Below are 24,628 nucleotides of genomic sequence, written 5' to 3'. Positions count from 1 at the left end.
GCTCCTACAGGTGTACGCGATCCCCTGTAGGAGCGGCCTTGTGTCGCGAAAGGGCTGCAAAGCAGCCCCGAGGGCGAATCAACCCTGCGCAGGCACCGCCAGCAGCTCACCCATGCGGGTAGCCGAACCGGCACCCAGGGTTTCGGCCCATTTCACCTGCTCCGGCCCGAACAGCACGATGGCCGTGGAGCCCAGCTTGAAGCGGCCCAGCTCCGCACCTTTGTCCAGGTGGATCGGCGCACGGCTGCCTTCGTCATAGCGGAAAGTCTTCAGCTCACGCTTGGGCGGCGTGACCAAGCCTGCCCAGACCGTCTCGATCGAGGCAACGATCATCGCACCGACCAGCACCACGGCCATCGGCCCGCGCTCGGTATCGAACAGGCACACGACGCGCTCGTTGCGGGCGAACAGTTCAGGGACGTTTTCCGCCGTGGTCTGGTTCACCGAGAACAGGCGGCCCGGCACATAGACCATCTCGCGCAGGGTGCCGGCCAGCGGCATGTGCACGCGGTGGTAGTCCTTGGGCGACAGGTAGATGGTGGCGAACTCGCCGCCCATGAACGGCGCGGCCAGGGCCGGGTCGCCGCCGAGCAGCTCCAGGGCGCTGAAGCTGTGGCCCTTGGCCTGGAAGATGCGGCCGTGCTCGATCGGGCCGAGCTGGCTGACGGCACCGTCGGCCGGGCAGAGGATCGCCCCCGGGGTTTCGTCCAGCGGGCGCGCGCCCGGCTTCAGCGCACGGGTGAAGAAGGCGTTGAAGTGCTCGTAGGCACTCAGGTCTTCGACCAGCGCTTCGCTCATGTTCACCTGGTAGCGCTTGGCGAACCAGGCGGTGAAGGCATTCTTGAACCAGCGTGCGCGGCACTCGGCGACGCAGCCGGCCAACCGCGACAGCAGGTGGTGCGGCAGCAGGTACTGGCTGATGATGAACAAACGGGATTTCATGCAGGTTCCTTAAACTTCTACAGGCGTGTCCGGGTGGTTGCCCCATTCACTCCACGACCCGGCGTAGGCCTTGATGCGCGGGTAACCGAGGGCTTTGGCCACCAGGTAGGTGAAACCGGAGCGGCGGTGTGACTGGCAATGGGTGATCACTTCCTTGTCGGGCGTGATGCCCAATTGCTGCAGGACTTCGGCGATGTCCTGGCGAATGCGCAGGTGGTCGTTGAGGTCCATGCCGGCGGTCCATTCGAAATTGATGGCGCCGGGGATATGCCCGCCCTTGGCTGCCAAGACCTTCTCGCCACTGAATTCCTGCGGTGCGCGGGCATCCCAGATGACCAGGTCGTCGGCGCCCAGGCGGCTTTGCAGGTATTCGCGGGTGGCGGTGGGCTCGCCATGCACGTGCAGGCGCACAGGCGTGTTGGCCGCAGGCGGCACTTCGGTGACCAGCTTGTCGGCCGGCCAGGCCTGGATGCCGCCGTTGAGGTAGTGATAGGCCCGATGGCCGATCACGTCGAGCAGCCAGATGAAGCGCCCGGCCCAGCCGCCGCCTTCGTCGTCGTAGACCACGTAGACGGCATCGTCGCGATGGCCGAGTTCGCTGAACAGTTTCTCCAGGTCGGCAACGGCCGGCAGCAGGCCGGGCGCAGGCGGCAGGCCCAGCTGGGTGCGCTTGCCCTCGACGAAGCGAGCGCCGGGGATGTGGCCGCTGACATAGCGGTTGGCGCTGCTCAGGTCGACCAGGATCAGTTGCGCTGAGCCCAGGCGCGGCAGCAGATCCTCGGGCTCGATCACCAGGGGCAATCCGGAAAAGTCTGTCATCCACGGTCTCCAGTGTGGAAAGAGGGGGGCGATTGTAGCGCAAGGGTCAGGCATTGCGATTGGCAAACACCGCCAGGGCGCGTTCGATGCATTGCGCGGTTTTGCCAAAGGCCTGCACGCTGACGTCGGCCAGCGGTTTGCCGCCCTGGTCGGCCACTGCCAGCATCAGCACCTGGTCGTTGACCGCCAGCGAGCGCAGCAGCACGTGTTCGCTGCGAAACAGCGCGCGCAGGGCCGGCGGCAACAGGGCAGAGAACTGGCCGTGGTTTTCTGGCGTCAGGCGCAGTTGCCCGGCCTTGCTGACCAGCTTCTGCAGCAGTTTGTTCTGGGTAAGGGGCAGGGCGATTGCCGCCGCCTCCTTCGGCAGGCCGGCCGCTTGCTGGACGCGCAGCAGGTCGTTGGCTTTGTCCAGGTTGAGCAGCAGGATGCGCTGCATACCGCATGCCTGCAGGGCTTCGCGCGCCTGGGTGGCCAGGTGCACGCCATTGCTGAACGGGCTGGGCTGGGCCAGCAGGCCCTGGCACAGGGTGCGCCAGAGGCCGAGCTGCTCGGCGTTGGGCGGTGGTGGCGCCAGCATGTCGGGGTGCGGGCGGCGTTGCTGCCAGGGCCAGAGCAATGCCTCGGCCGGGTGGAACAGCGCGTGCCGGGCATGGCGCCGGGCACTGGCGGCAGCCTGTTGGTGAACCTGCTGCTGCACGTCTTCCAGCGAGGTTTGCAGGTACAGCGCGGTCAGCAGCTGCCAGCGCAGCAGGTGCGGATTGTCCCAGCCTACCTGGGCGGCCAGCGCCAGGTTGTTGGCCAGCAGCACGGTGTTGGCGGGCTGGTTGAACCAGCGGCGCAGGCCCGGTGTTTCGTCCAGGCGGTGCTGTTGGCTAAGCAGGTCTTCGTCGCGGGCGATACTCAGCACCTGGGCCAGTTGCTCGCGTTCTTCGAGCAGCAGGCGGTAGCCCTGGGTGACCCACTGCGGCAGGCGCCATTGTTCGGCCACGGCTCGGCACAGGGCCATGATGCGCACGCCGAACAGCTCTTCTTCGACCTCGGCGGCCTCTTCGCCCTTGTGGATAACCCGAAGCTCCCAGGTGTCCAGCAGCTTGGGGCAGGTCAGCGCCATGGGCCACAGCGGCGAGAGGAACAGCAGGCTGCCCCAGTGGATTTCCTGCCACAACCGCGCCAGGCGGCTGGCGAACAGGCCGCTGGCCTGCTGCGCGGCATGCTGGCTGATCATCAGGAACTGGCCCAGCACCGGCGGAACCTCGGCCTCCGGCACTGCCGGCAGGCGGGTGAGCAGCTCGCGGGTGCGCGCCAGGCCCAGGCGGTTGAGGGCGATTTCCAGGCTCTCGGCCGGTTCGGCCTGGCTGGCGTTGGCCGAGTGATTGGCCTCGCGCATCACCGACAGCACCAGGGCCGGGCTGTCCTGCATCAGTTCGGCGATGTCGCGCAAGGAGCGGCGGCTATCGTTGATGGCGCTCATGACCCGGTCGTAACTCTGCTTCGGCACCGGTACACGCACACCGTCGAGCAGTTTTACCCAGGCCTCTAGGGTACGCGGATTCTGAGTGGACACCTTGGATTCCATTGGCATTTTGACATCAGTCCAAACTGGCTTTTCTCATTATGTGGCTATAGTCTGGCGCAGTTCTGCCGATAAGTAGAAGAAGAGTTTTAAAGCTCCCGTCCCTCACCCTGACCACGACAGCAAGTGCTTTGAACCTATGGCTAAAATTATCGGCATCATCGTCGTATTCGCGAGCGTGCTCGGCGGATATGTGCTCTCCCACGGCAAGATCGCGGCGCTGATCCAGCCGTTCGAAGTGCTGATCATCGGCGGTGCGGCCTTTGGCGCTTTCATGCAGGCCAACCCGGGTTACATGACCATGCATGTAATCAAGAAGTCGATGAAGATGTTCGGCTCGCGCTTCACCCACACCTTCTACCTGGAAGTGCTGGGCCTTATCTACGAGATTCTCAACAAGAGCCGTCGCGAGGGCATGATGGCCATCGAGGGCGACATCGAGGACGCCGCGGCCAGCCCGATCTTCGCCAAGTACCCTGCGGTGCTGGGCGATGAGCGCATGACCGCGTTCATCTGCGACTACCTGCGCATCATGTCCACCGGCAACATGGCGCCCCATGAGCTCGAAGGCCTGTTCGACATGGAGCTGCTGAGCATGAAGGAAGAGCTCGAGCACCCGTCGCACGCGGTCTCCGGCATTGCCGACGGCATGCCGGGCTTCGGTATCGTCGCGGCGGTACTGGGTATCGTGGTGACCATGGCGTCGCTGGGTGAGGGCGATCAGAAGTCCATTGGCCTGCACGTGGGTGCGGCGCTGGTGGGTACCTTCTTCGGTATTCTGGCGGCCTACGGCTTCTTCGGCCCGCTGGCCAAGTGCCTGGAGCACGATGCCAAGGAGGAGCTCAACCTCTATGAGTCGATCAAGGCGTCGCTGGTGGCCTCGGCCTCCGGCATGCCGCCTTCGCTGGCCGTGGAGTTCGGGCGCAAGGTGCTGTACCCCAAGCATCGCCCAAGCTTCGCCGAGCTGGAACAAGCGGTTCGCGGTCGCTGATCCATGGAAAACAATCAGCCGATAATCATCAAGCGCGTCAAGCGCTATGGTGGCGGGCACCACGGGGGTGCCTGGAAGATCGCCTTCGCCGACTTCGCCACGGCGATGATGGCGTTCTTCCTGGTGCTGTGGCTGCTGTCCACCGCCACGCCGGAACAGAAGATCGCCATTGCCGGCTACTTCAAGGACCCGATCGGCTTCTCCGAGAGTGGTACGCCCTACGTCATCGACCTGGGCGGATCGCCCCAGCTGGCGCCGGAAAAGACCATCAACCCGGAAGAAAAGTCCGAGCCTACGCCTGACACCAGCATCCAGCTGGACAAGGACCAGGTCGAGACCATGGCCGAGCAGGTGGAGCGCGAGCGCCTGGAGCTGTTGCTGCAGGAGTTGCAGAACAAGGTCGAAGAGAACCCGCAGCTGCAGAAGTTCAAGGACCAGATCCTGTTCGAGATCACCCAGGACGGCCTGCGCATCCAGATCATGGATGCCGAGAACCGGCCGATGTTCGACATTGGCAGCGCGCGCCTGCAGCCGTACTTCGAGGACATCCTGCTGGCCATGGCCGACACCATCAAGGCGGTGCCGAACAAGATCAGCATCAGTGGCCATACCGATGCCAAGCCTTATTCGGGCAGCGGTGAGTTCGGCAACTGGGAACTGTCGGCCAACCGTGCCAATGCCGCGCGCCGTGCGTTGGTGGCCGGTGGCTACCCGGATGACCAGGTGGCGCGCGTGGTGGGCTACGCCTCGTCGTCGCTGTTCGATCGCAAGGACCCGTTCAACCCGGTCAACCGCCGTATCGACATCATCGTCCTGACCAAGAAAGCCCAGCGCAACATCGAGGGCGAGCAGGGCACGCCAGAGGCGACGCCGCCGGCCCAGGCGCCGGCACCTGCGGGTGCTGCACCGGGCGCTTCGGCGGCGCCGGGTGCCGATGACGCGCCGATGCAGCCGCGTGAGCTGCGCCAGAAGCTGAACATCTTCGAGGATGGCACCTTGAAGATGGACGAGGCGAAGGACCAGTAAGGCCTGAGGGGCCGCTTTGCAGCCCCTGCCGGCGTTCAAAACCCCCGCCGGATCTTGGCCTTGAGGTCGGCATGGAAGTAGTCCGCATTGTCCCGGTCCGCCCAGCTGCCGCCAGGCGCTGGCAAGGTCAGGGCGCGGGCGAAGGTGCGCTCGTCGTGGTAGGCCCGTACGAACAGGTCGATGTGCGTGCGCTCGCGCATCACCGGCCACTTGCAAAGGTGCGCCGGCAACGTATCGCCGGTGGGTTGAAAGAAGCTCACCCGGCGCCCGGCCATTACCGCGGCCCCGAGCAGCCAGGCGGTCCACCACTCTTCGCTGAACGCTTCTGGCAGCAGGCCTATCCAGTGGGTCGCATCACTCATGTGCTGGCAGAAACTGCCATACAGGTCTTCGCTGGTCTGCCCGTCGAAGTCGAACAGGACCAGTTGTGCGGGGATGCCTTCGAGCAGCAGGCGCTCGTTGAGAATGAAGGCGTCAAGCCGCTCTTCGTGGCGGTAGCTGATGAACACCGGCATCGCGGTTGCCCTCCCTGATAGAAGCCATGACCATCAGGGAAAGCAGCGGTGGGAGCAATAGATGACGCTAAATCCGGAATCGTCCTACTTTCTGCGGTAAGAAATCCTACAGATCAGTAGGCGTCTTCCGGCAGGCTGGCAATGATCGAGCGGTAGCTGTTCATCCGTTGCGGCTTGATGCGGCCGTCTTCCAGCGCCTTGAGCAGCGCACAACCGGGCTCGCGGTCATGTTTGCAGTCGCGGAAACGGCAGGTGCCGAACAGGTCGCGGAATTCGATGAAGCCATCTTCCACATCGCTGCGGCTGACGTGGCCGAGGCCGAATTCGCGAATGCCCGGGGAATCGATCAGGTCGCCGCCATTGGGGAAGTGATACAGGCGCGCGGTAGTGGTGGTGTGCGTGCCCTGGCCGGACCATTCGGAAAGATCGCCCACGCGGGTGCCGGCATCCGGCAGCAGGCTGTTGACCAGCGATGACTTGCCCACGCCCGACTGGCCGACGAACACGCTGATGTGCCCGTCCAGCATCTGCTGCAGGCGTTGCATGCCATCGCCCTGGTGCGCCGACACTTCCAGCAGCGGGTAGCCCAGCTCGCGGTAGACCTCGAGCAACGCGTGCAGGCCGGGGCCGTTGTGCTCGTCGATCAGGTCGGCCTTGTTCAGCAGCAGCAGCGGGCGGATACCGGCGTGCTCGGCGGCCACCAGGTAGCGGTCGATCAGGTTCGGGTGCGGCTCGGGGGCCGGGGCGAAGACGATCACGATCAAGTCGACGTTGGCCGCCACCGGCTTGAGCTGGCCGTGGTTGTTCGGCCGGCACAGCTCGGTGCTGCGCGGCATCTGCGCGACGATCACGCCAATGCCCTGGTTGCCCGCACGCCATACCACGCGGTCGCCGGTGACCAGCGCTGGGAGGTTGGCCCGCAGGTGGCAACGGAACACCTGGCCGGCGACTTCGCCGTCCTGGGCCTCGACCTCGACCTGTACACCGAAGTGGGCGATCACCAGGCCGAGTTGTTCAGGCCCAAGGTCACCCCCCTCCAGCTCCTGCAGCGCATGCTGTTCGCGTTTGGCGGCGCGTGCGGCGCGTTCGTTCTGGATTTTTTCGATGCGCCAGTTCTGGCGGCGATTGAGCTGGCGTTTGGCCATGAAGGTTCCGTGGAGGGGCGAATGAAATCGGCGGGCAGTTTAGCACGCCAGGCGCCGGACCATGGCCCCTGGCGTTGCAGTGCGCATGCGCAGGCCATGCCCGCTAGGCTAATATGAGCGCCTATACGAGGAGCCCTGCATGCAGAACCCACAGAACCTGATCTGGATCGACCTGGAAATGACCGGCCTCGATCCGGACAACGACGTCATCATCGAGATGGCCACCATCGTCACCGACAGCGAGCTGAACACCCTGGCCGAAGGCCCGGTGATCGCCATCCACCACAGCGACGAAGTGCTGGCGCGCATGGACGAGTGGAACACCCGCACCCACGGCGCCTCGGGCCTGACCCAGCGCGTGCGCGAAAGCCAGGTCAGCATGGCCGAGGCCGAGGCGCAGACCATCGCCTTCCTCGAGCAGTGGGTGCCCAAGGGCAAGTCGCCGATCTGCGGCAACAGCATCTGCCAGGACCGCCGCTTCCTCTACCGCCACATGCGCGGCCTGGAAAACTACTTCCACTACCGCAACCTCGACGTCTCCACCGTCAAGGAGCTGGCTGCACGCTGGGCGCCGGAGGTGCGTGACAGCTTCAAGAAGGGCAGCACCCACCTGGCGCTGGACGATATCCGCGAGTCGATCGCCGAGCTGCGCCACTATCGCCAGCACTTCATCAAGGTGTGAGCCGCAGGGGCGCAGATAATCCATCGGCGCCCTCTTTTGGTGCCTTGGGCAACTGGTTAGACTGCGCGCCTTTCTCGCACGGACCCGCACCATGTTGCTGATGCTCTACCTCATCGCCATCACCGCCGAAGCCATGACCGGCGCCTTGTCTGCCGGCCGTCGCGGCATGGACTGGTTTGGCGTGGTGCTGATTGCCTGCGTCACCGCCCTGGGGGGCGGCTCGGTGCGCGACGTGCTGCTCGGGCACTACCCGCTGACCTGGGTGAAGCACCCGGAATACCTGGTGTTGACCAGCCTTGCCGCGCTGCTGACGATTTTCATCGCGCCGATGATGCGCCGCTTGCGCTCGCTGTTCCTGGTGCTCGATGCCCTGGGGCTGGTGGCCTTTACCCTGATTGGTTGCATGACTGCGCTGGAGATGGGGCAGGGCATGCTGGTGGCATCGATCAGCGGGGTGATCACCGGGGTGTTTGGCGGGATCCTGCGGGATATCTTCTGCAACGACATTCCCCTGGTGTTTCGCCGTGAGCTGTATGCCAGCGTGTCGTTCGCGGCGGCGTGGTTCTACCTGGGGTGCGTGTATTTCAAGCTGCCGGCCGAGCAGGCGATGCTGCTGACCTTGTTCGGCGGCTTTCTGGTGCGCTTGCTGGCCATTCGTTTTCATTGGGAAATGCCCAAGTTCCACTACAACGACCAGCAGTGAGGCGGTGCCGCTGTGGGCCCTATCGCCGGCAAGCCTGCTCCCACGGGTAGGGCCGCGCCGCTGTTACTGTGGGAGCCGGCTTGCCGGCGATTGGGGTGCGCAGCGGCCCCTAGCGGTGCTCATGCTGCGCCAGCGCCCACTGCACATGCTCGCGCACTAGCTCCGACGGGTCGTCCTGGCGAGCCTTCAACGCCTCCAGCACCGGTATGGTCGAAGGCGCATTGCCCAGCCCCACCGCCAGGTTGCGCAGCCACCGCTCGTACCCCGCACGCCGCAGCGGCCCGCCTTCGGTCTTGCGCAGGAAGGTGCGTTCATCCCACAGGAACATCTCGGCCAGCTCGGCGTTTTCCAGGCCGTGCCGAGGCTGGAAGTCGTTTTCCTGGGTGGGCCGGGCAAAGCGGTTCCACGGGCAGACGATCTGACAATCGTCGCAGCCGAACACCCGATTGCCCATCATCGCGCGCAACTCCACGGGAATCGCACCCTTCAGCTCGATGGTCAGGTACGAGATGCAGCGCCGCGCATCCAGCACATAAGGCCCGACGAAGGCCTTGGTCGGGCAGATATCCAGGCAGGCCTCGCAGCGCCCGCAGTGTTCACTGGCATGCGCCTCGTCCACCGGCAGCGGTAGGTCGACGAACAGTTCGGCGAGGAAGAAGTAACTGCCGGCCTTGCGGTTGAGCAGCAGGGTGTTCTTGCCGATCCAACCCAGCCCGGCCTGTTCGGCCAGGGCCTTTTCCAGCACCGGAGCGCTGTCGACGAAGGCGCGGTAGCCGAACGGGCCGATCGCTTCCTGGATGCGGTCGGCCAGGTGCTGCACGCGCTTGCGCACCAGCTTGTGGTAGTCGCGGCCCAGGGCATAGCGCGACACATAGGCCTTTTCCGGCTGCGCCAGGCGTTGCGCCATCTGCGTGTCGCCGGGCAGGTAGTCCATGCGCAGTGACACCACGCGTACGGTGCCGGGGATCAGCTGTTCGGGGTGGGCGCGCTTGCTGCCGTGGGCGCCAAGGTATTCCATCTCGCCCTGGTAGCCGGCGTCGAGCCAGCGCTGCAGGTGATGTTCGTGCTCGCCAAGGTCCACCCCGGCGATGCCGACGTGGGCAAAACCGAGTTCTCGGCCCCAATTCTTGATCGATTGGGCCAGTGCGGCGAGGTCAGGTGCGGAAGCGGACATGGATGGGCAAGGCAATACGGGCTCAGGTGCGTATAATTCTGCCAGACATTGGAGCCTTTGACCCCATGCCCCAGACCAAACACCCCGGCCACGCCCCGCAACTGCTCACTGGCTTGACGGTCGCGCGCCTGCCTGCACGGCATGCGCAGGCCCAGAAAGGCGACTTCGGCCACCTGCTGGTGGTCGGTGGCGACCTCGGCACCGGTGGCGCCGTGCTGCTCAGTGCCGAGGCGGCGCTGCGCTGCGGCGCTGGCCTGGTCAGCGTGGCGACCCGCCCCGAACACGTGGCCGCAAGCCTTGCGCGCCTGCCGGAAGTCATGTGCCTGGGGCTGAGTTCGGCCAACCAGCTCATGGCCCCGCTCGAGCGTGCCTCGGTGCTGGTGGTGGGCCCTGGCCTGGGCCAGGCGGCCTGGGGCCGCAGCCTGCTGTCGGCGGTGGCCAATGCCGAGCGGCCGCAGGTGTGGGACGCCGATGCCCTGAACCTGCTGGCGCGCACGCCGCTGGCCCTGCCCAGCGCCAGCATCCTCACCCCGCACCCGGGGGAGGCGGCGCGGCTGCTGGGCATTTCCACCGAGGCGGTGCAGGCCGACCGTGCTGGAGCCGCGCGCAAGCTGGCGCGGCGCTATGCCAGTGTGTGCGTGCTCAAGGGGGCCGGCACCCTGGTCGCCGACCCTGCGGGCAAGCTGGCGCTGTGCGAGCGCGGCCACCCGGCGATGGCCGGCGCGGGGCTGGGCGATGTGTTGACCGGGGTGCTGGGTGCGCTGCTGGCCCAGGGGCTGGCTACCTGGGATGCCGCGTGCCTGGGGGTGTGGCTGCACGCCTGTGCGGGCGAGCGCCTGGGGAGCAAAGGTAGAGGCTTGGCGGCCAGTGATCTGGCGCCGGTTATTCGTGAGTTGTTGGAGGAGCATTCTGCGTGTCTGGCATAACCCTGTTTCTGGCCGATGAAGCGGCCACGGTCGCCTTTGGCGGCAAACTGGCCGAGGTGACCGGCGGTCACGGCGTGATTTTTCTCGAAGGTGACCTGGGCGCTGGCAAGACCACCCTGTCCCGTGGCCTGATCCGTGGCCTGGGCCATACTGGAGCGGTGAAAAGTCCGACATTTACTGTGGTAGAACCCTACGAGATCGGCGACGTGCGTGCCTACCACTTCGACCTGTATCGCCTGGTCGATCCGGAAGAGCTGGAGTTCATGGGCATTCGCGACTACTTCGAAGGCGACCCGCTGTGCCTGTTCGAGTGGCCACAAAAGGGTGCGGGCGTTTTGCCAAAGCCTGACCTGACCATTACCATAAGCCCCCAAGCGGGCGGACGCTCGCTGAACCTTTCGCCGCAGGGGGCTCGCGGCGAGGCTTGGTGCACTGCACTGGCCGAACACAATAAACAGTAAGTGGGGTAGGTATGCGCATACGCGCACTGGTCGCTGTGGTTGGGCTGCTGCTGACAGCAGTGACCGTTGACGCTCTGGCCGTCACACAAGTCAAGAGCATGCGCCTGTGGCGCGCGCCGGACAACACACGGCTGGTCTTCGACCTGTCCGGCCCGGTGCAGCATAGCGTCTTCACCCTGAGCGCGCCCGACCGCCTGGTGATCGACATCAATGGCGCGACCCTGGCCGCGCCGCTGAACGTGTCCACTTCCAACACGCCGATCAGCAGCGTGCGCTCTGCCCAGCGCACGCCCACCGACCTGCGCGTGGTGGTCGACCTGAAAAAATCGGTCACCCCGAAGAGCTTCACCCTGGCGCCCAATGCCCAGTACGGCAATCGCCTGGTGGTAGACCTGTACGACCAGGAATCCGACGCCATCGCAGCCACGGCGCCGCCGCCAGCGCCGACCCCGACACCTACCCCGGCGACCACGCCTGCCGTGCCGGTCAGCCCGGCGCAGCCTGCGATCAAGCTGCCGCCGGTACCCGCCGGCAAGCGCGACATCGTGGTCGCCATCGACGCCGGCCACGGCGGCGAGGACCCGGGTGCCTCCGGCTCGCGCGGCCAGCATGAAAAAGACATCGTGCTGCAGATCGCCAAGGAACTGCAGCGCCAGATCAACACCGAGAAGGGCTACCGCGCCGAGCTGACCCGTACCGGTGACTACTTCATCCCGCTGCGCAAGCGCACCGAGATCGCCCGCAAGAAGGGCGCCGACCTGTTCATTTCGATCCACGCCGACGCCGCGCCGTCGCGGGCCGCGTTCGGTGCTTCGGTGTTCGCCCTGTCCGACCGTGGTGCCACCTCCGAGACCGCGCGCTGGCTGGCCGACACGGAAAACCGCTCCGACCTGATCGGCGGTGCCGGCAACGTCAGCCTCGACGACAAGGACCGCATGCTGGCCGGTGTGCTGCTCGACCTGTCGATGACCGCCACCCTCAGCTCCAGCTTGAATGTCGGGCAAAAGGTGCTCGGCAACATGGGCCGGGTCACTTCGCTGCACAAGCAGCGCGTGGAACAGGCGGGCTTCATGGTGCTGAAATCGCCGGATATCCCATCGATCCTCGTTGAAACCGGGTTCATCTCGAACAACAACGAAGCCGCCAAGCTGGCCACCGCGAGCCACCAGCAGGCCCTGGCGCGTTCGATCCATACCGGCGTGCGCCAGTACTTCCAGCAAAACCCGCCGCCTGGCACCTACGTAGCCTGGCTGCGCGACAGCGGCAAGATTGCCCAGGGTCCGCGTGACCATACCGTGCGCCCTGGCGAGACGCTGGCGATGATTGCCGTGCGCTACCAGGTCAGCGTGCCGAGCCTGCGCAGCAGCAACAGCCTGAAGACCGATGAACTGAAAGTCGGCCAGCACCTCAGCATCCCCGCCACCACACTGGCCTCGCAGCAATGAGTGGCGGTTCGCGCATCCAGCTGCTCAGCCCGCGGCTGGCCAACCAGATTGCCGCAGGTGAGGTGGTCGAGCGCCCGGCCTCGGTGGCCAAGGAACTGCTGGAAAACAGCCTCGACTCCGGTGCCCGGCGCATCGATGTCGAGGTCGAGCAGGGCGGCGTCAAGCTGCTGCGGGTGCGCGACGACGGCGGCGGTATCTCCGCCGACGACCTGCCGCTGGCCCTGGCCCGTCACGCCACCAGCAAGATTCGCGAGCTGGAAGACCTCGAAGGCGTGCTGAGCCTCGGTTTTCGCGGTGAGGCCCTGGCATCGATCAGCTCGGTGGCGCGCCTGACCCTGACTTCGCGCACCGCCAACGCCAGCGAAGCCTGGCAGGTGGAAACCGAAGGGCGCGACATGACGCCGCGGGTGCAGCCTGCCGCTCACCCGGTCGGTACCTCGGTGGAAGTGCGTGACCTGTTCTTCAACACCCCGGCCCGGCGCAAGTTCCTCAAGGCCGAGAAGACCGAGTTCGATCACCTGCAGGAAGTCATCCGGCGCCTGGCCCTGGCCCGTTTCGACGTCGGCTTCCACCTGCGCCACAACGGCAAGAGCATTCTCAGCCTGCACGAAGCGCACGACGAAACCGCCCGTGCGCGCAGGGTCGGCGCCATCTGCGGGCCAGGCTTCATGGAGCAGGCGCTGCCCATCGATGTCGGGCGCAACGGCCTGCGCCTGTGGGGTTGGGTCGGCCTGCCGACGTTCTCGCGCAGCCAGGCGGACTTGCAGTACTTTTTCGTCAATGGCCGCGCGGTACGCGACAAACTGGTCGCCCATGCCGTGCGCCAGGCCTATCGCGACGTGCTGTTCAATGGCCGTCACCCGACCTTCGTGCTGTTCCTCGAGCTCGAGCCCAATGGCGTCGACGTCAACGTGCACCCGACCAAGCACGAAGTGCGTTTCCGCGAGGGGCGCTCGGTGCATGACTTCCTCTACGGCACCTTGCACCGTGCGCTGGCCGACGTTCGCCCGGAAGACCAGCTGGCTGCGCCTGCTGCGGCGGCTGAAATCGCTCGCCCGAGTGGCCAGCAGGCGGGTGAGTTCGGCCCGCAGGGCGAAATGCGCCTGGCCTCGCCAGTGCTCGAACAGCCCCAGGCTCCCCAGTTTGCGGTTTCCAATGGCGGCAGTGGCGCGGGCTACCAGTACCAGTACACCCCCCGCCCATCCCAACCGCTGCCAGCGGCCGAGTCGCAGGCGGTCTATCGCGAGTTCTACAAGCCGTTGAGCGACGGCGCCGGGGCGCCTGCCGCGCTGCCCGAGAGCCAGGGCGATATCCCGCCGCTGGGCTATGCCCTGGCCCAGCTCAAGGGCATCTACATCCTGGCCGAGAATGCCGTCGGGCTGGTGCTGGTGGACATGCACGCCGCCCACGAGCGCATCATGTACGAGCGGCTCAAGGTGGCGATGGCCAGCGAGGGCCTGAGCGGCCAGCCGTTGCTGGTGCCGGAGACGCTGGCGCTGAGCCAGCGCGAAGCCGACTGCGCCGAAGAGCATGGCCAGTGGTTCCAACGCCTGGGCTTTGAGTTACAGCGTCTGGGCCCGGAAACCCTGGCGATCCGCCAGATCCCGGCCTTGCTCAAGCAAGCCGAGGCCAACCGCCTGGTGCAGGATGTGCTCGCCGACCTGATGGAATACGGCACCAGCGACCGCATCCAGGCGCACCTCAACGAACTGCTCGGCACCATGGCCTGCCACGGCGCCGTGCGCGCCAACCGGCGCCTGGCCATCCCCGAGATGAACGCCTTGCTGCGCGACATGGAAAACACCGAGCGCAGCGGCCAGTGCAACCACGGCCGCCCGACCTGGACCCAGATGGGCCTGGACGACCTGGACAAACTTTTCCTGCGCGGTCGATGAAATGAGCGGCAAGCCCCCAGCAATATTCCTCATGGGCCCGACGGCGGCCGGCAAGACCGACCTGGCCATCGAGCTGACCAAGGTGCTGCCCTGCGAGCTGATCAGCGTCGACTCGGCGCTGGTCTATCGCGGCATGGACATCGGTTCGGCCAAGCCCTCCAAGGAGATCCTGGCCGCTCATCCGCACCGCCTGATCGACATTCGCGACCCGGCCGAAAGCTATTCGGCCGCACAGTTTCGCGCTGATGCCCTCGAGGCGATGGCCGAAATCACCGCACGCGGCAAGATCCCGCTGCTGGTGGGCGGCACCATGCTCTATTACAAGGCCCTGGTCGACGGCCTGGCGGACATGCCTGCGGCCGATGCCGCGGTGCGCGCCGAGCTGGAGGCCCAGGCGCAGGCGCTGGGCCTGGCCGAACTGCACCGGCAGCTGGCCGAAGTGGACCCGCAATCGGCCGCGCGCATTCACCCCAACGACCCGCAACGCCTAATTCGGGCGCTGGAAGTGTACCGGGTGAGCGGCGAGAGCATGACGGCCCATCGGCAACGTCAATTCGCGGAAAGTCGCGGCGCAGACGCAGGCGCTGACTCGCATTTGCCCTATACTGTCGCGAGTTTGGCGATTGCTCCTACAGATCGTCACATTTTGCATCAGCGAATTGCGCTACGATTTTCGCAGATGCTGGAACAGGGCTTCATCGACGAGGTCCGATCGCTGCGAGCCAGAAGTGACTTGCACGCGGCGCTGCCGTCTATACGGGCAGTGGGGTATCGGCAGGTCTGGGACTACCTCGACGGCAAGCTGACTGAGAATGAGATGCGAGAACGCGGTATCATTGCTACCCGGCAGCTGGCCAAGCGGCAGTTCACCTGGTTGCGTAGCTGGCCCGACGTACACTGGCTCGACAGCCTGGCCTGCGACAATCTGTCCCGCACCTTGAAATACCTTGGGGCCGTCTCCATATTGAGATGAGTCCCTGCTGATTGCCGTCTATTCTTGCGAAGGGACGGCCAACTTATCGATTTCTTTGACTTTCTATTATTGATCCTTACAGGAGTGCGGCATATGTCAAAAGGGCATTCGCTACAAGACCCTTACTTGAATACCTTGAGAAAAGAAAAGGTTGCGGTTTCTATCTATCTGGTCAACGGCATCAAACTGCAGGGCCAGATCGAGTCGTTCGACCAGTTCGTCGTTCTGCTGAAGAACACTGTCAGCCAGATGGTTTACAAGCACGCCATTTCGACCGTAGTTCCTGTGCGTGCGATTCGCCTGCCTAGCCCGTCCGATTCCGAACACGGTGAAAGCGAGCCAGGCAACGCCTGATAGGAGCCTGCATTGTTCTTTGAGCGCCACGGTGGTGGTGAGCGAGCGCTGCTCGTTCACTTGGAAGGTCAGAACCCTGAGGCGCGCGAAGATCCGCAGGAGTTTCAGGAACTGGCATTGTCGGCCGGCGCCGACATCGTTTCGCTGGTCACGGTGGCCCGGCATCAGCCGACCGCCAAATACCTGATTGGCAGCGGCAAGGTCGAGGAGTTTCGCGACCTGGTCAAAGCCGAACAGGTAGACCTGGTGATTTTCAATCACACCCTCACGCCCAGTCAGGAGCGCAACCTCGAACGTGTCTTCGAGTGTCGCGTGCTCGACCGCACCGGGCTGATCCTCGACATCTTCGCCCAACGGGCGCGTACCCATGAAGGCAAGCTGCAGGTCGAACTGGCCCAGCTTGAGCACATGAGCACGCGGCTGGTGCGCGGCTGGACCCACCTTGAACGTCAGAAGGGTGGTATCGGCCTGCGCGGCCCGGGTGAAACCCAGCTTGAAACCGACCGTCGTTTGCTGCGGGTACGCCTGCGGCAGATCAAGGGGCGCCTGGAGAAGGTCCGCAGCCAGCGTGAGCAGGCTCGCCGTGGCCGCCGCCGTGCGGATATCCCGTCGGTTTCGCTGGTGGGCTACACCAACGCCGGCAAGTCGACGCTGTTCAACGCCTTGACCCAGTCCGAGGTGTACGCCGCCGACCAGTTGTTCGCCACCCTCGACCCGACGTTGCGCCGTCTTGAGCTCAACGACCTCGGGCCGATCGTGCTGGCCGACACCGTGGGCTTCATTCGCCACCTGCCGCACAAGCTGGTCGAGGCTTTTCGGGCTACGCTCGAAGAGTCGAGCAACTCCGACCTGCTGCTGCACGTGATCGACGCCCATGAGCCAGAGCGCATGGAGCAGATCGAGCAGGTGCTGGCGGTACTGGGCGAGATCGGTGCCGAAGGCTTGCCGATCCTCGAGGTCTATAACAAACTCGACCTGCTCGAAGATGTCGAGCCGCAGATCCAGCGCAACGCCGACGGCAAGCCGGAGCGGGTCTGGGTCTCGGCACGAGATGGACGTGGCCTGGAGCTGGTGGGTCAGGCGATTGCCGAGTTGCTGGGGGATGATCTGTTTGTCGGTACCCTGTGTCTGGAGCAGCGTTTTGCCCGCTTGCGCGCGCAATTCTTTGCCCTGGGTGCCGTGCAGAGTGAGGAGCATGACGAAGAAGGGCGCAGCCTGCTGAGTGTGCGACTGCCCATGGTCGAGTTGAATCGCCTGGTCAGCCGTGAAGGCATGGAGCCGCAAGTGTTTGTCGAGCAACACACTTTGCAATAAATGCCCGGCGAGGTCGCCGGGCGGCAGTGGCAGGCATTCTGTAGCATTGGACGGCGCGCCGTGGGCGCGTCTTTGCTTTATCAGATGGAGAGCGCTATGGCTTGGAACGAGCCGGGTGGCAACTCGAACAATCAGGATCCCTGGGGCGGTCGCCGTGGTGGCGGCGGCGGTGGTGGCGATAAAAAAGGCCCGCCGGATCTGGACGAGGCCTTCCGCAAACTGCAGGACAGCCTGAATGGCATGTTCGGCGGTGGCAAGAAACGTGGCGGCGGTGACCGCAATGTGGGCAAGGGCGGCGGCTACGGCCTGCTGGGCATCGGCCTGGCGGTACTGGCTGCGATCTGGCTGTACAGCGCCGTGTACGTGGTCGACGAGCAGGAGCAGGCCGTCGTGCTGCGCTTCGGCAAGTACTATGAGACGGTCGGTCCCGGCCTGAACATCTACTTCCCGCCAATCGATCGCAAGTACATGGAAAACGTCACGCGCGAGCGTGCCTACACCAAGCAGGGCCAGATGCTCACCGAAGACGAGAACATCGTCGAAGTGCCGCTGACCGTCCAGTACAAGATCAGTAACCTGCAGGACTTCGTGCTCAACGTCGACCAGCCCGAGGTGAGCTTGCAGCATGCCACCGACAGCGCCCTGCGCCACGTGGTGGGTTCCACTTCGATGGACCAGGTGCTGACCGAAGGCCGTGAGCAGATGGCCGTGGATATCCGCGAACGCCTGCAGCGCTTCCTCGACAACTACCGTACCGGTATCACCGTTACCCAGGTCAACGTACAGAGCGCGGCAGCCCCGCGTGAAGTGCAGGAAGCCTTCGACGACGTGATCCGTGCCCGTGAAGACGAGCAGCGTGCCCGCAACCAGGCCGAGTCCTACGCCAACGGCGTGGTGCCGGAAGCCCGTGGTCAGGCCCAGCGCATCATCGAGGACGCCAACGGTTACCGCGACGAAGTCATCGCCCGCGCCAAGGGTGAGGCGGACCGCTTCACCAAGCTGGTCGCCGAGTACCGCAAGGCACCTGACGTGACCCGCCAGCGCCTGTACCTGGAGACCATGCAAGAGGTCTACAGCAATACCAGCAAGGTCATGGTGGCCACCAAGGACGGGCAGAACAACCTGCTCTACCTGCCACTGGACAAGATGGTCGAAGGCAGCCGCAACACGTCCGCGCCGGTTACCAGCGCAACCCCGTCGGCCAACGACGCGGCAGCGCGTGCAGCGCAGGACCTGCAACAGCAACAGCAACAGCTGCGTACTAGGGAGAGCCGCTGATGAGCAATAAATCGCTGATCGCCCTGATCGCCGCTGTGGTTCTGGCCGTGGTGGCCTGGAACAGCTTCTACATCGTGTCGCAGACCGAACGCGCGGTACTGCTGCAGTTCGGCCGTGTGGTCCAGGCGGATGTTCAGCCGGGCCTGCACGTGAAGGTTCCGTATGTGAACCAGGTGCGCAAGTTCGACGCCCGTCTGATGACCCTCGACGCCCCGACCCAGCGGTTCCTGACCCTGGAGAAGAAAGCGGTGATGGTCGACGCCTACGCCAAGTGGCGCGTCAAGGATGCCGAGCGTTTCTACACCGCCACTTCCGGCATGAAGCAGATCGCCGACGAGCGTCTGTCGCGTCGTCTGGAAAGCGGCCTGCGTGACCAGTTCGGTAAACGCACCCTGCACGAAGTGGTATCCGGTGAACGTGACGCGCTGATGGCTGACATCACCGCCTCGCTGAACCGCATGGCCAACAAGGAGCTGGGTATCGAGGTGGTCGACGTGCGCGTCAAGGCCATCGACCTGCCGAAGGAAGTCAACCGCAGCGTGTTCGACCGCATGAGCACCGAGCGTGAGCGTGAAGCTCGCGAGCACCGTGCCAAGGGTAACGAGCTGGCCGAAGGTATCCGTGCCGATGCCGACCGTCAGCGCCGTGTACTGCTGGCCGAAGCCTATCGCGAAGCTGAAGAGACCCGTGGTGATGGCGACGCCCAGTCGGCCGCCATCTATGCCAAGGCCTACACCCAGGACGCCGATTTCTATGCGTTCTACCGTAGCCTGCAGGCATACCGTGAAAGCTTCTCCAGCAAGAGCGACGTGCTGGTCCTGGATCCGAAGAACGAGTTCTTCCGCTTCCTCGACAAGAGCAAACCCTGATGCATTGAGGGGCGCATACCCCGCCTGGCAGCTAAAACACCAGGCGGGGTGCATCCTGAATGAAAAGGGGTGTATGATGCGGCAGCCGGGAAATTTCCCGGCTTTTTTGCGTCTGCAAGGTTGATTGGCAAACGGCCAGTTGACGGTTTGGTCAGGTCGCAAGGCAATTCGAGGGTATTGGGTACGGTGGTGGCGCTGGGATCAGTGCTGCCTGCTGCTGTGCGCCAATGCCTGCTTTACTGACGGCTCGCCTGCAGGCAAGCCGCCCGGACCAGAGGGGAAATGGCGTAATGGCAACGGTAGACCGCTGGCTGCTGCCAGATGGCATCGAGGAAGTACTGCCACCTGAGGCTGCGCGCATCGAGATCGCGCGCCGCCAGGTGTTGGACCTGTTCCAGAGTTGGGGCTACGAACTGGTCGTCACCCCGCATATCGAGTACCTGGAGTCGCTGCTCACCGGCGCCGGCCAGGACCTGGACCAGCGCACCTTCAAGGTGGTCGACCCACAGTCCGGCCGCCTGATGGGCTTCCGCGCCGACTTCACCCCGCAGGTGGCGCGTATCGACGCCCACACCCTGCGCCGTGAAGGCCCGAGCCGCCTGTGCTATGCCGGCAGCGTGCTGCACGCCGAGCCGCGCGCCCTGTCCACCTCGCGCAGCCCGATCCAGCTGGGTGCCGAGCTGTACGGCGACGCCAGCCCCACCAGCGATGTCGAGGTCATCAGCCTGATGCTCGCCACGCTGCAACTGACCGACGTCGCGGACGTGCACATGGACCTCGGCCATGTCGGCATCTACCGCGGCCTGGCGCGCGCCGCCGGCCTGTCGGGCGCTGTCGAGCAGCAGTTGTTCGACGCCCTGCAGCGCAAGTCGGTGGATGAAGTGCAGGCGCTGACGGCCGACCTGCCGAAGGACCTGGGCAACATGCTGCGCGCCCTGGTCGAGCTGTGCGGTGGCCGTGAAGTGCTGGCCGAAGCCCGCGTGCGCCTGGGCCGTGCCCCGGCCAGCGTGCTGGCGGCACTGGACGATTTGCTGGCGATCGCCGATCGCCTGGCTTCGCGTTACCCCGAGCTGCCGCTGTACTTCGACCTCGGCGAGCTGCGCGGCTACAACTACCACACCGGCGTGGTGTTTGCGGTGTTCGTGCCGGGCGAAGGTCAATCGATCGCCCAGGGCGGCCGTTATGACGACATCGGGGCCGATTTCGGCCGGGCGCGCCCGGCCACCGGTTTCTCCACGGATTTGAAGACCCTGGTCACACTGGGGCGAGCGGAGGTCGTATTGCCAACTGGCGGCATCTGGATGCCCGACAGTGGTGACGCGGCCCTCTGGCAGCAGGTCTGCCAGTTGCGCAACGAGGGCCAGCGAGTGGTCCAGGCCCTGCCTGGCCAGCCGTTGAGTGCTGCTCTCGAGGCGGATTGTGATCGTCAATTGATTCAGCAAGACGGGCGCTGGCAGGTACTGCCGCTGACCCAATGAGTTTCTGCGCCGGCAGTTGGCCGGCAACCAAGTTTGCGTGAATGAGGACAAGTGTTATGGGTAAGAATGTCGTCGTCCTGGGCACCCAGTGGGGTGATGAGGGCAAAGGCAAGATCGTCGATCTGCTGACCGAACATGCTGCCGCCGTAGTGCGCTACCAGGGTGGCCACAACGCGGGCCACACCCTGGTGATCAACGGTGAAAAAACCGTTCTGCACCTGATTCCGTCCGGCATCCTGCGTGAAGGCGTTCAGTGCCTGATCGGCAACGGCGTGGTCGTTGCCCCGGATGCCCTGATGCGTGAAATCACCAAGCTGGAAGAGAAGGGCGTGCCGGTGCGCGAGCGCCTGCGCATCAGCCCGGCTGCGCCGCTGATCCTGTCGTACCACGTGGCCCTGGACCAGGCCCGCGAGAAAGCCCGTGGCGAAGCCAAGATCGGCACCACCGGCCGTGGTATCGGCCCAGCCTACGAAGACAAGGTCGCTCGCCGCGGCCTGCGCGTTGGCGACCTGTTCCACCGCGAGCGTTTCGCCGCCAAGCTGGGTGAGCTGCTGGATTACCACAACTTCCAGCTGGTGAACTACTACAAAGAGCCGGCCATCGACTTCCAGCAGACGCTGGACGAGTGCATGGCCTACGCCGAACAGCTCAAGCCGATGATGCTCGACGTCACCGCCGAGCTGCACAACCTGCGCCGCGCCGGCAAGGACATCATGTTCGAAGGCGCCCAGGGCTCGCTGCTGGACATCGACCACGGTACCTACCCGTACGTCACCAGCTCCAACACCACTGCCGGCGGCATCTCCACCGGTTCCGGCGTTGGCCCGATGTACCTGGACTACATCCTGGGCATCACCAAGGCGTACACCACTCGCGTAGGTTCCGGCCCGTTCCCGACCGAACTGTTCGACGAGACCGGCGCTACCCTGGCCAAGCGTGGCCACGAGTTCGGTTCGACCACCGGCCGTGCCCGTCGTTGCGGCTGGTTCGATGCCGTGATCCTGCGTCGCGCCATCGACGTCAACAGCATCTCGGGCATCTGCCTGACCAAGCTGGACGTGCTGGACGGCCTGGAAACCATCAACATCTGTGTTGGCTACAAGAACGAGAACGGCGCCGTCATCGACGCACCGTCCGACGCCGACAGCTACATCGGCCTGGAGCCGGTGTATGAAGAGATGCCAGGCTGGAGCGAATCGACCCTGGGTGCCAAGACCCTGGAAGAGCTGCCAGAAGCTGCTCGCGCTTACATCAAGCGCATCGAGGAGCTGACCGGCGCGCCGATCGACATCATCTCCACCGGCCCGGACCGCAACGAGACCATCGTGCTGCGTCATCCGTTCGCCTGATCTGCCCACCAGGCTGATCTGACGCCGTGGCCCTGAAAGGGGCCGCGGCGTTTTCATTTCTGCTGCTGGACCTTGGCACTTATCCCTGCTGCCCTCGGCACAACCCTTGCTGTAAGAAGTTTCTGTAGATGCCATCAAAATAATGGCGCCAGAATGCACGAGGGTTTCACCGTGTCTGCCATCCTCTCATTGTTACGAAGCCGCCTGTTGCGGCCTGTGTTTGTTGCCTTGGGTATCGCCCTTTTGGTGCAGGTGCTGGTTGCCGTTGCGCTGACACGAAGCACCGTCACTGCCCTGGAGGCCGATCTTGGCGAGCGCCTGGGCAATGACAGCCGCAAGCTCGCCAGTGAGCTGGAGCAGGCGGGCCAGGACGTGCGCTCGGGCCTCGAAGGCCTTTCCAGCAGCACCCGCCAGCGCCTCAGTGCAGGCCTGTCCGAGCGTCTGCAGAACGAACAGCAGCAACTGCGCGCCACCCTGGAAAAGAACCTCAAGGATTCCGCCAACGACATGGCCGAATTGCTGGCCTCGGTCGCCCCACGGGCGATCTGGGACAACGACGTGCCGACGCTGTCCGACTTCGCCCGCCGCGCCCAGCGCAATCCCAACGTGCTGTTCGTGATCTACGACGACGCCCAGGGTCAGCACCTGACGCGCTACCTGAACCGGCAGAACCCGATCAACCAGGCCCTGATCGAAAAAGGGCAGGGAGAGCGGGCGCTGGACAAGGTGCTTGAAGCTGCCCGCCGCGACCCATCGGTGTACTTCGTCGAGGCGTCGATCAGCCCCAATGGCGCGGAAATCGGCAAGGTCCTGATGGGGGTTTCCACCGCCGCTGTGGACGAGGAACTCAAGGCCCTGGACCAGCGCTTCAGTGCCCTGATCGCCAGTGGCGAGCAACTGGTCGGCGACAGCCTTGGTGCGGCGGCGGCAGACAGCGGCAAAGCCCTGCGCGACCGGCTGGAAGCCGCGCAGGGCAGCGCCACGGCCATGCAGGCCAACACCGCGCAAACCGTGCGCGATGCAGCGGCGGAGCTGCGCTGGCGTATCGGCCTGGGCCTTGTGCTGGTCGGCCTGGGTGTACTGCTATTGGTTGCCCTGGTGCTGGGCCGCCGCGTGCTGAGCAAGCTGCGCCTGCTGATCACTGCGCTGAACGACCTGGCCGCCGGCGAAGGCGACCTGACCAAGCGCGTGAACCTGGACAGCCGCGACGAGATCGGCGACATGGCCTCGGCAGTCAACCGCTTCGTCGACAAGCTGCAGCCGATCGTGCGCGAGGCCGGTGAAGTGGCCCAGCGCACTGGCGTCGAAATCGGCGCCATGGCCCAGCGCAACGCCGGTGCCGACGCCGCTGCGGCCTTGCAGCGCGATGAAGTGGCCGCCAGCCTGCGTGACCTCTCGAGCATGGCCGACGAAGCCCAGGCCGAGAGCCAGGCGATGCAGGCGGCGCTGCGCCAGGTGGTGGACATTCGCCAGGCCACCGATGAGAACAGCCGCACCTCGACGCAACTGGCCGGGCTGATCGAAAACCTCGCCGGGCAGGTTGAAACCGGCTCGCAGGTGATCGAGCGGCTGGCCAAGCAGAGCGAACAGATCGAAGTGGTGCTGACCGTGATCCACGGCATCGCCGAGCAGACCAACCTGCTGGCCCTCAACGCCGCCATCGAAGCTGCGCGTGCCGGCGAGACCGGGCGCGGGTTTGCCGTGGTCGCTGATGAAGTGCGGGCATTGGCGAGCAAGACGCAAAGCTCCACCGGCGACATCCAGTCGCACATCGCTGCGTTGCAGAAGGGCGCCAAGGAGGCGGTGGCCACCATCAGCCAGGCCGGCCTCAAGGCCAGCGAAGGCCTGCTGGTGCTGCGCGACAACGAGCGCCGCCAGCAGTCGGTGCAGGCGGCGGTGGAGCAGGTGCATGCGGCTATCGGCCTGGCTACCCGCGCCGCGGAGCAACAGGCGAACGGGGCGCAAGCGGTGCGCGGGCGTGTCGAGAACATCCATGCCCAGGCCGAGCGTTCGGCCGAGGTGGTGATGCAGACCACGGCCAGCAGCAAGGTGCTCGATGACCTGGCCGCGCAATTGCGCGCCAGCCTGGGCCAGTTCCGGGCCTGAGACCGAGCAACACCTCTTGTGGGAGCCGGCTTGCCGGCGATGGGCCGCGCAGCGGCCCCTCCTGCTTTGCTAAGCTCCCGCGCGCCCCATGACAAAAGGACTTGTACATGCCCGCCAAACTCATCGCCGCCCCAGCCGACCTGGACTTCCTGCACAACGACAGCGTGCCGCTGAACGCCCCGCTGACGGCCCTGCAAGCCTACTGCGCCATGACCTCGCACACCCCCGCCTGGCTAGCCGGCGCCTTCCGCCTGCGCGACTTCATCTCCCGCCGCTTCAACGTCGCCGACATTCAAGGCTTTACGCCCCGCAGCCCCGAGCACGTGCCAAAAGTGGGCGAGCGTCTGGATTTCTTCACGGTCGAGGGCATCAGCGATCAGCAACTGGTCCTGACTTCGCGTGATACGCACCTGGCGGTGATGGTTTGCATGGATCTGCCATCCGAGGGCGCCGGTGCGCCCTGCTTGAGCGTGACAACCTCGGTGCAGTGCTTCAATGCTTTCGGGCGTGCCTATATGGTGCCGGTGGGTCTTGCCCATGGCCCCATCGTACGGCGCATGCTGCGCAATGTTCTCAAGGAAGGCTCAGGCCGCGCTGCGACCTGAGCGCG

General features: G+C 65.0%; 23 protein-coding genes and 1 pseudogene. 18 read left to right on the top strand and 6 right to left on the bottom strand.

Annotated features, from left to right (window positions below):
• Positions 1 to 78: 78 nt before the first annotated feature.
• From asd to ACIPG5_RS04095, 3 genes are read right to left on the bottom strand one after another with little or no spacing between them, the layout of a single operon-like run.
• Positions 79 to 942 (bottom strand): archaetidylserine decarboxylase, encoded by an 864-nt coding sequence (gene asd / locus ACIPG5_RS04105; RefSeq protein ID WP_401373462.1) that lies wholly within the window; start codon positions 940 to 942, stop codon positions 79 to 81.
• 9 nt (positions 943 to 951) lie between these two features.
• Positions 952 to 1,761 (bottom strand): rhodanese-like domain-containing protein, encoded by an 810-nt coding sequence (locus tag ACIPG5_RS04100; RefSeq protein ID WP_176516103.1) that lies wholly within the window; start codon positions 1,759 to 1,761, stop codon positions 952 to 954.
• Between the two features lie 46 nt (positions 1,762 to 1,807).
• On the bottom strand, positions 1,808 to 3,343 hold the full coding sequence (locus ACIPG5_RS04095; protein WP_176516101.1) for an HDOD domain-containing protein: 1,536 nt from the start codon (positions 3,341 to 3,343) through the stop codon (positions 1,808 to 1,810).
• 130 nt (positions 3,344 to 3,473) lie between these two features.
• Between ACIPG5_RS04095 and motA the strand changes: the two genes are divergently transcribed.
• Both motA and motB read left to right on the top strand, forming a co-directional pair.
• Positions 3,474 to 4,325, top strand: a complete 852-nt coding sequence (gene motA / locus ACIPG5_RS04090) for a flagellar motor stator protein MotA (protein ID WP_176516099.1) — start codon at positions 3,474 to 3,476, stop codon at positions 4,323 to 4,325.
• A gap of 3 nt (positions 4,326 to 4,328) precedes the next feature.
• Positions 4,329 to 5,351: a flagellar motor protein MotB gene (gene motB / locus ACIPG5_RS04085; RefSeq protein ID WP_236237110.1), complete on the top strand. Its 1,023-nt coding sequence runs from the start codon at positions 4,329 to 4,331 to the stop codon at positions 5,349 to 5,351.
• Positions 5,352 to 5,386: 35 nt separating this feature from the next.
• Here motB and ACIPG5_RS04080 read toward each other — a convergent pair whose 3' ends face one another.
• Positions 5,387 to 5,866: a molecular chaperone Tir gene (locus ACIPG5_RS04080; RefSeq protein ID WP_176516095.1), complete on the bottom strand. Its 480-nt coding sequence runs from the start codon at positions 5,864 to 5,866 to the stop codon at positions 5,387 to 5,389.
• Positions 5,867 to 5,979: 113 nt separating this feature from the next.
• Positions 5,980 to 7,011 (bottom strand): small ribosomal subunit biogenesis GTPase RsgA, encoded by a 1,032-nt coding sequence (gene rsgA / locus ACIPG5_RS04075; protein ID WP_286913852.1) that lies wholly within the window; start codon positions 7,009 to 7,011, stop codon positions 5,980 to 5,982.
• A 139-nt stretch (positions 7,012 to 7,150) separates the two neighbouring features.
• Between rsgA and orn the strand changes: the two genes are divergently transcribed.
• Both orn and ACIPG5_RS04065 read left to right on the top strand, forming a co-directional pair.
• Positions 7,151 to 7,693: an oligoribonuclease gene (gene orn, locus ACIPG5_RS04070; RefSeq protein WP_176516091.1), complete on the top strand. Its 543-nt coding sequence runs from the start codon at positions 7,151 to 7,153 to the stop codon at positions 7,691 to 7,693.
• A gap of 91 nt (positions 7,694 to 7,784) precedes the next feature.
• Positions 7,785 to 8,396, top strand: coding sequence for a trimeric intracellular cation channel family protein (locus tag ACIPG5_RS04065; protein ID WP_027920741.1), 612 nt, complete (start codon positions 7,785 to 7,787; stop codon positions 8,394 to 8,396).
• A 109-nt stretch (positions 8,397 to 8,505) separates the two neighbouring features.
• Here ACIPG5_RS04065 and queG read toward each other — a convergent pair whose 3' ends face one another.
• Complete coding sequence (gene queG, locus ACIPG5_RS04060; protein WP_176516089.1) at positions 8,506 to 9,570, bottom strand: tRNA epoxyqueuosine(34) reductase QueG; 1,065 nt, start codon at positions 9,568 to 9,570, stop codon at positions 8,506 to 8,508.
• A gap of 65 nt (positions 9,571 to 9,635) precedes the next feature.
• Here queG and ACIPG5_RS04055 point away from each other — a divergent pair, with 65 nt between their 5' ends.
• From ACIPG5_RS04055 to ACIPG5_RS03990, 14 genes and pseudogenes are all read left to right on the top strand, one after another.
• Positions 9,636 to 10,496: an NAD(P)H-hydrate dehydratase gene (locus ACIPG5_RS04055; RefSeq protein ID WP_286913854.1), complete on the top strand. Its 861-nt coding sequence runs from the start codon at positions 9,636 to 9,638 to the stop codon at positions 10,494 to 10,496.
• Positions 10,484 to 10,957, top strand: a complete 474-nt coding sequence (tsaE, locus tag ACIPG5_RS04050) for a tRNA (adenosine(37)-N6)-threonylcarbamoyltransferase complex ATPase subunit type 1 TsaE (RefSeq protein ID WP_176516084.1) — start codon at positions 10,484 to 10,486, stop codon at positions 10,955 to 10,957. Before ACIPG5_RS04055 ends, tsaE begins: the two co-directional genes overlap by 13 nt.
• A gap of 11 nt (positions 10,958 to 10,968) precedes the next feature.
• The gene (locus ACIPG5_RS04045) at positions 10,969 to 12,402 is read left to right on the top strand and encodes an N-acetylmuramoyl-L-alanine amidase (RefSeq protein WP_286913855.1); all 1,434 of its coding nucleotides are present in this window, start codon (positions 10,969 to 10,971) and stop codon (positions 12,400 to 12,402) included.
• Complete coding sequence (gene mutL / locus ACIPG5_RS04040) at positions 12,399 to 14,297, top strand: DNA mismatch repair endonuclease MutL (protein WP_401373457.1); 1,899 nt, start codon at positions 12,399 to 12,401, stop codon at positions 14,295 to 14,297. Before ACIPG5_RS04045 ends, mutL begins: the two co-directional genes overlap by 4 nt.
• A gap of 1 nt (position 14,298) precedes the next feature.
• On the top strand, positions 14,299 to 15,270 hold the full coding sequence (miaA, locus tag ACIPG5_RS04035) for a tRNA (adenosine(37)-N6)-dimethylallyltransferase MiaA (protein WP_286913857.1): 972 nt from the start codon (positions 14,299 to 14,301) through the stop codon (positions 15,268 to 15,270).
• Between the two features lie 93 nt (positions 15,271 to 15,363).
• The gene (gene hfq, locus ACIPG5_RS04030; protein ID WP_176516075.1) at positions 15,364 to 15,624 is read left to right on the top strand and encodes an RNA chaperone Hfq; all 261 of its coding nucleotides are present in this window, start codon (positions 15,364 to 15,366) and stop codon (positions 15,622 to 15,624) included.
• 12 nt (positions 15,625 to 15,636) lie between these two features.
• Positions 15,637 to 16,938, top strand: a complete 1,302-nt coding sequence (gene hflX, locus ACIPG5_RS04025) for a ribosome rescue GTPase HflX (protein ID WP_176516073.1) — start codon at positions 15,637 to 15,639, stop codon at positions 16,936 to 16,938.
• A 96-nt stretch (positions 16,939 to 17,034) separates the two neighbouring features.
• Positions 17,035 to 18,216, top strand: a complete 1,182-nt coding sequence (gene hflK / locus ACIPG5_RS04020; RefSeq protein WP_176516070.1) for an FtsH protease activity modulator HflK — start codon at positions 17,035 to 17,037, stop codon at positions 18,214 to 18,216.
• Entirely contained in the window at positions 18,216 to 19,085 is an 870-nt protein-coding gene (gene hflC, locus ACIPG5_RS04015; RefSeq protein WP_176516067.1) for a protease modulator HflC, read from the top strand. The genes hflK and hflC overlap by 1 nt, the downstream gene beginning before the upstream one ends.
• A gap of 290 nt (positions 19,086 to 19,375) precedes the next feature.
• Entirely contained in the window at positions 19,376 to 20,563 is a 1,188-nt protein-coding gene (locus ACIPG5_RS04010) for an ATP phosphoribosyltransferase regulatory subunit (RefSeq protein WP_176516066.1), read from the top strand.
• Between the two features lie 56 nt (positions 20,564 to 20,619).
• Positions 20,620 to 21,912, top strand: coding sequence for an adenylosuccinate synthase (locus ACIPG5_RS04005; protein ID WP_008095424.1), 1,293 nt, complete (start codon positions 20,620 to 20,622; stop codon positions 21,910 to 21,912).
• A 153-nt stretch (positions 21,913 to 22,065) separates the two neighbouring features.
• A pseudogene (locus ACIPG5_RS04000) lies at positions 22,066 to 23,112 on the top strand (methyl-accepting chemotaxis protein); the annotation flags it as partial.
• A gap of 21 nt (positions 23,113 to 23,133) precedes the next feature.
• Positions 23,134 to 24,018, top strand: a complete 885-nt coding sequence (locus ACIPG5_RS03995) for a methyl-accepting chemotaxis protein (protein ID WP_371871976.1) — start codon at positions 23,134 to 23,136, stop codon at positions 24,016 to 24,018.
• Positions 24,019 to 24,125: 107 nt separating this feature from the next.
• Positions 24,126 to 24,623 (top strand): DUF2867 domain-containing protein, encoded by a 498-nt coding sequence (locus ACIPG5_RS03990; protein WP_401373453.1) that lies wholly within the window; start codon positions 24,126 to 24,128, stop codon positions 24,621 to 24,623.
• The last annotated feature ends 5 nt before the right edge of the window (positions 24,624 to 24,628 follow it).

It is taken from the genome of Pseudomonas sp. NPDC087029 (assembly GCF_044745345.1).
GTDB classification, from domain to species: domain Bacteria; phylum Pseudomonadota; class Gammaproteobacteria; order Pseudomonadales; family Pseudomonadaceae; genus Aquipseudomonas; species Aquipseudomonas faucium.
This window is presented reverse-complemented; position numbering and strand designations above follow the sequence as displayed.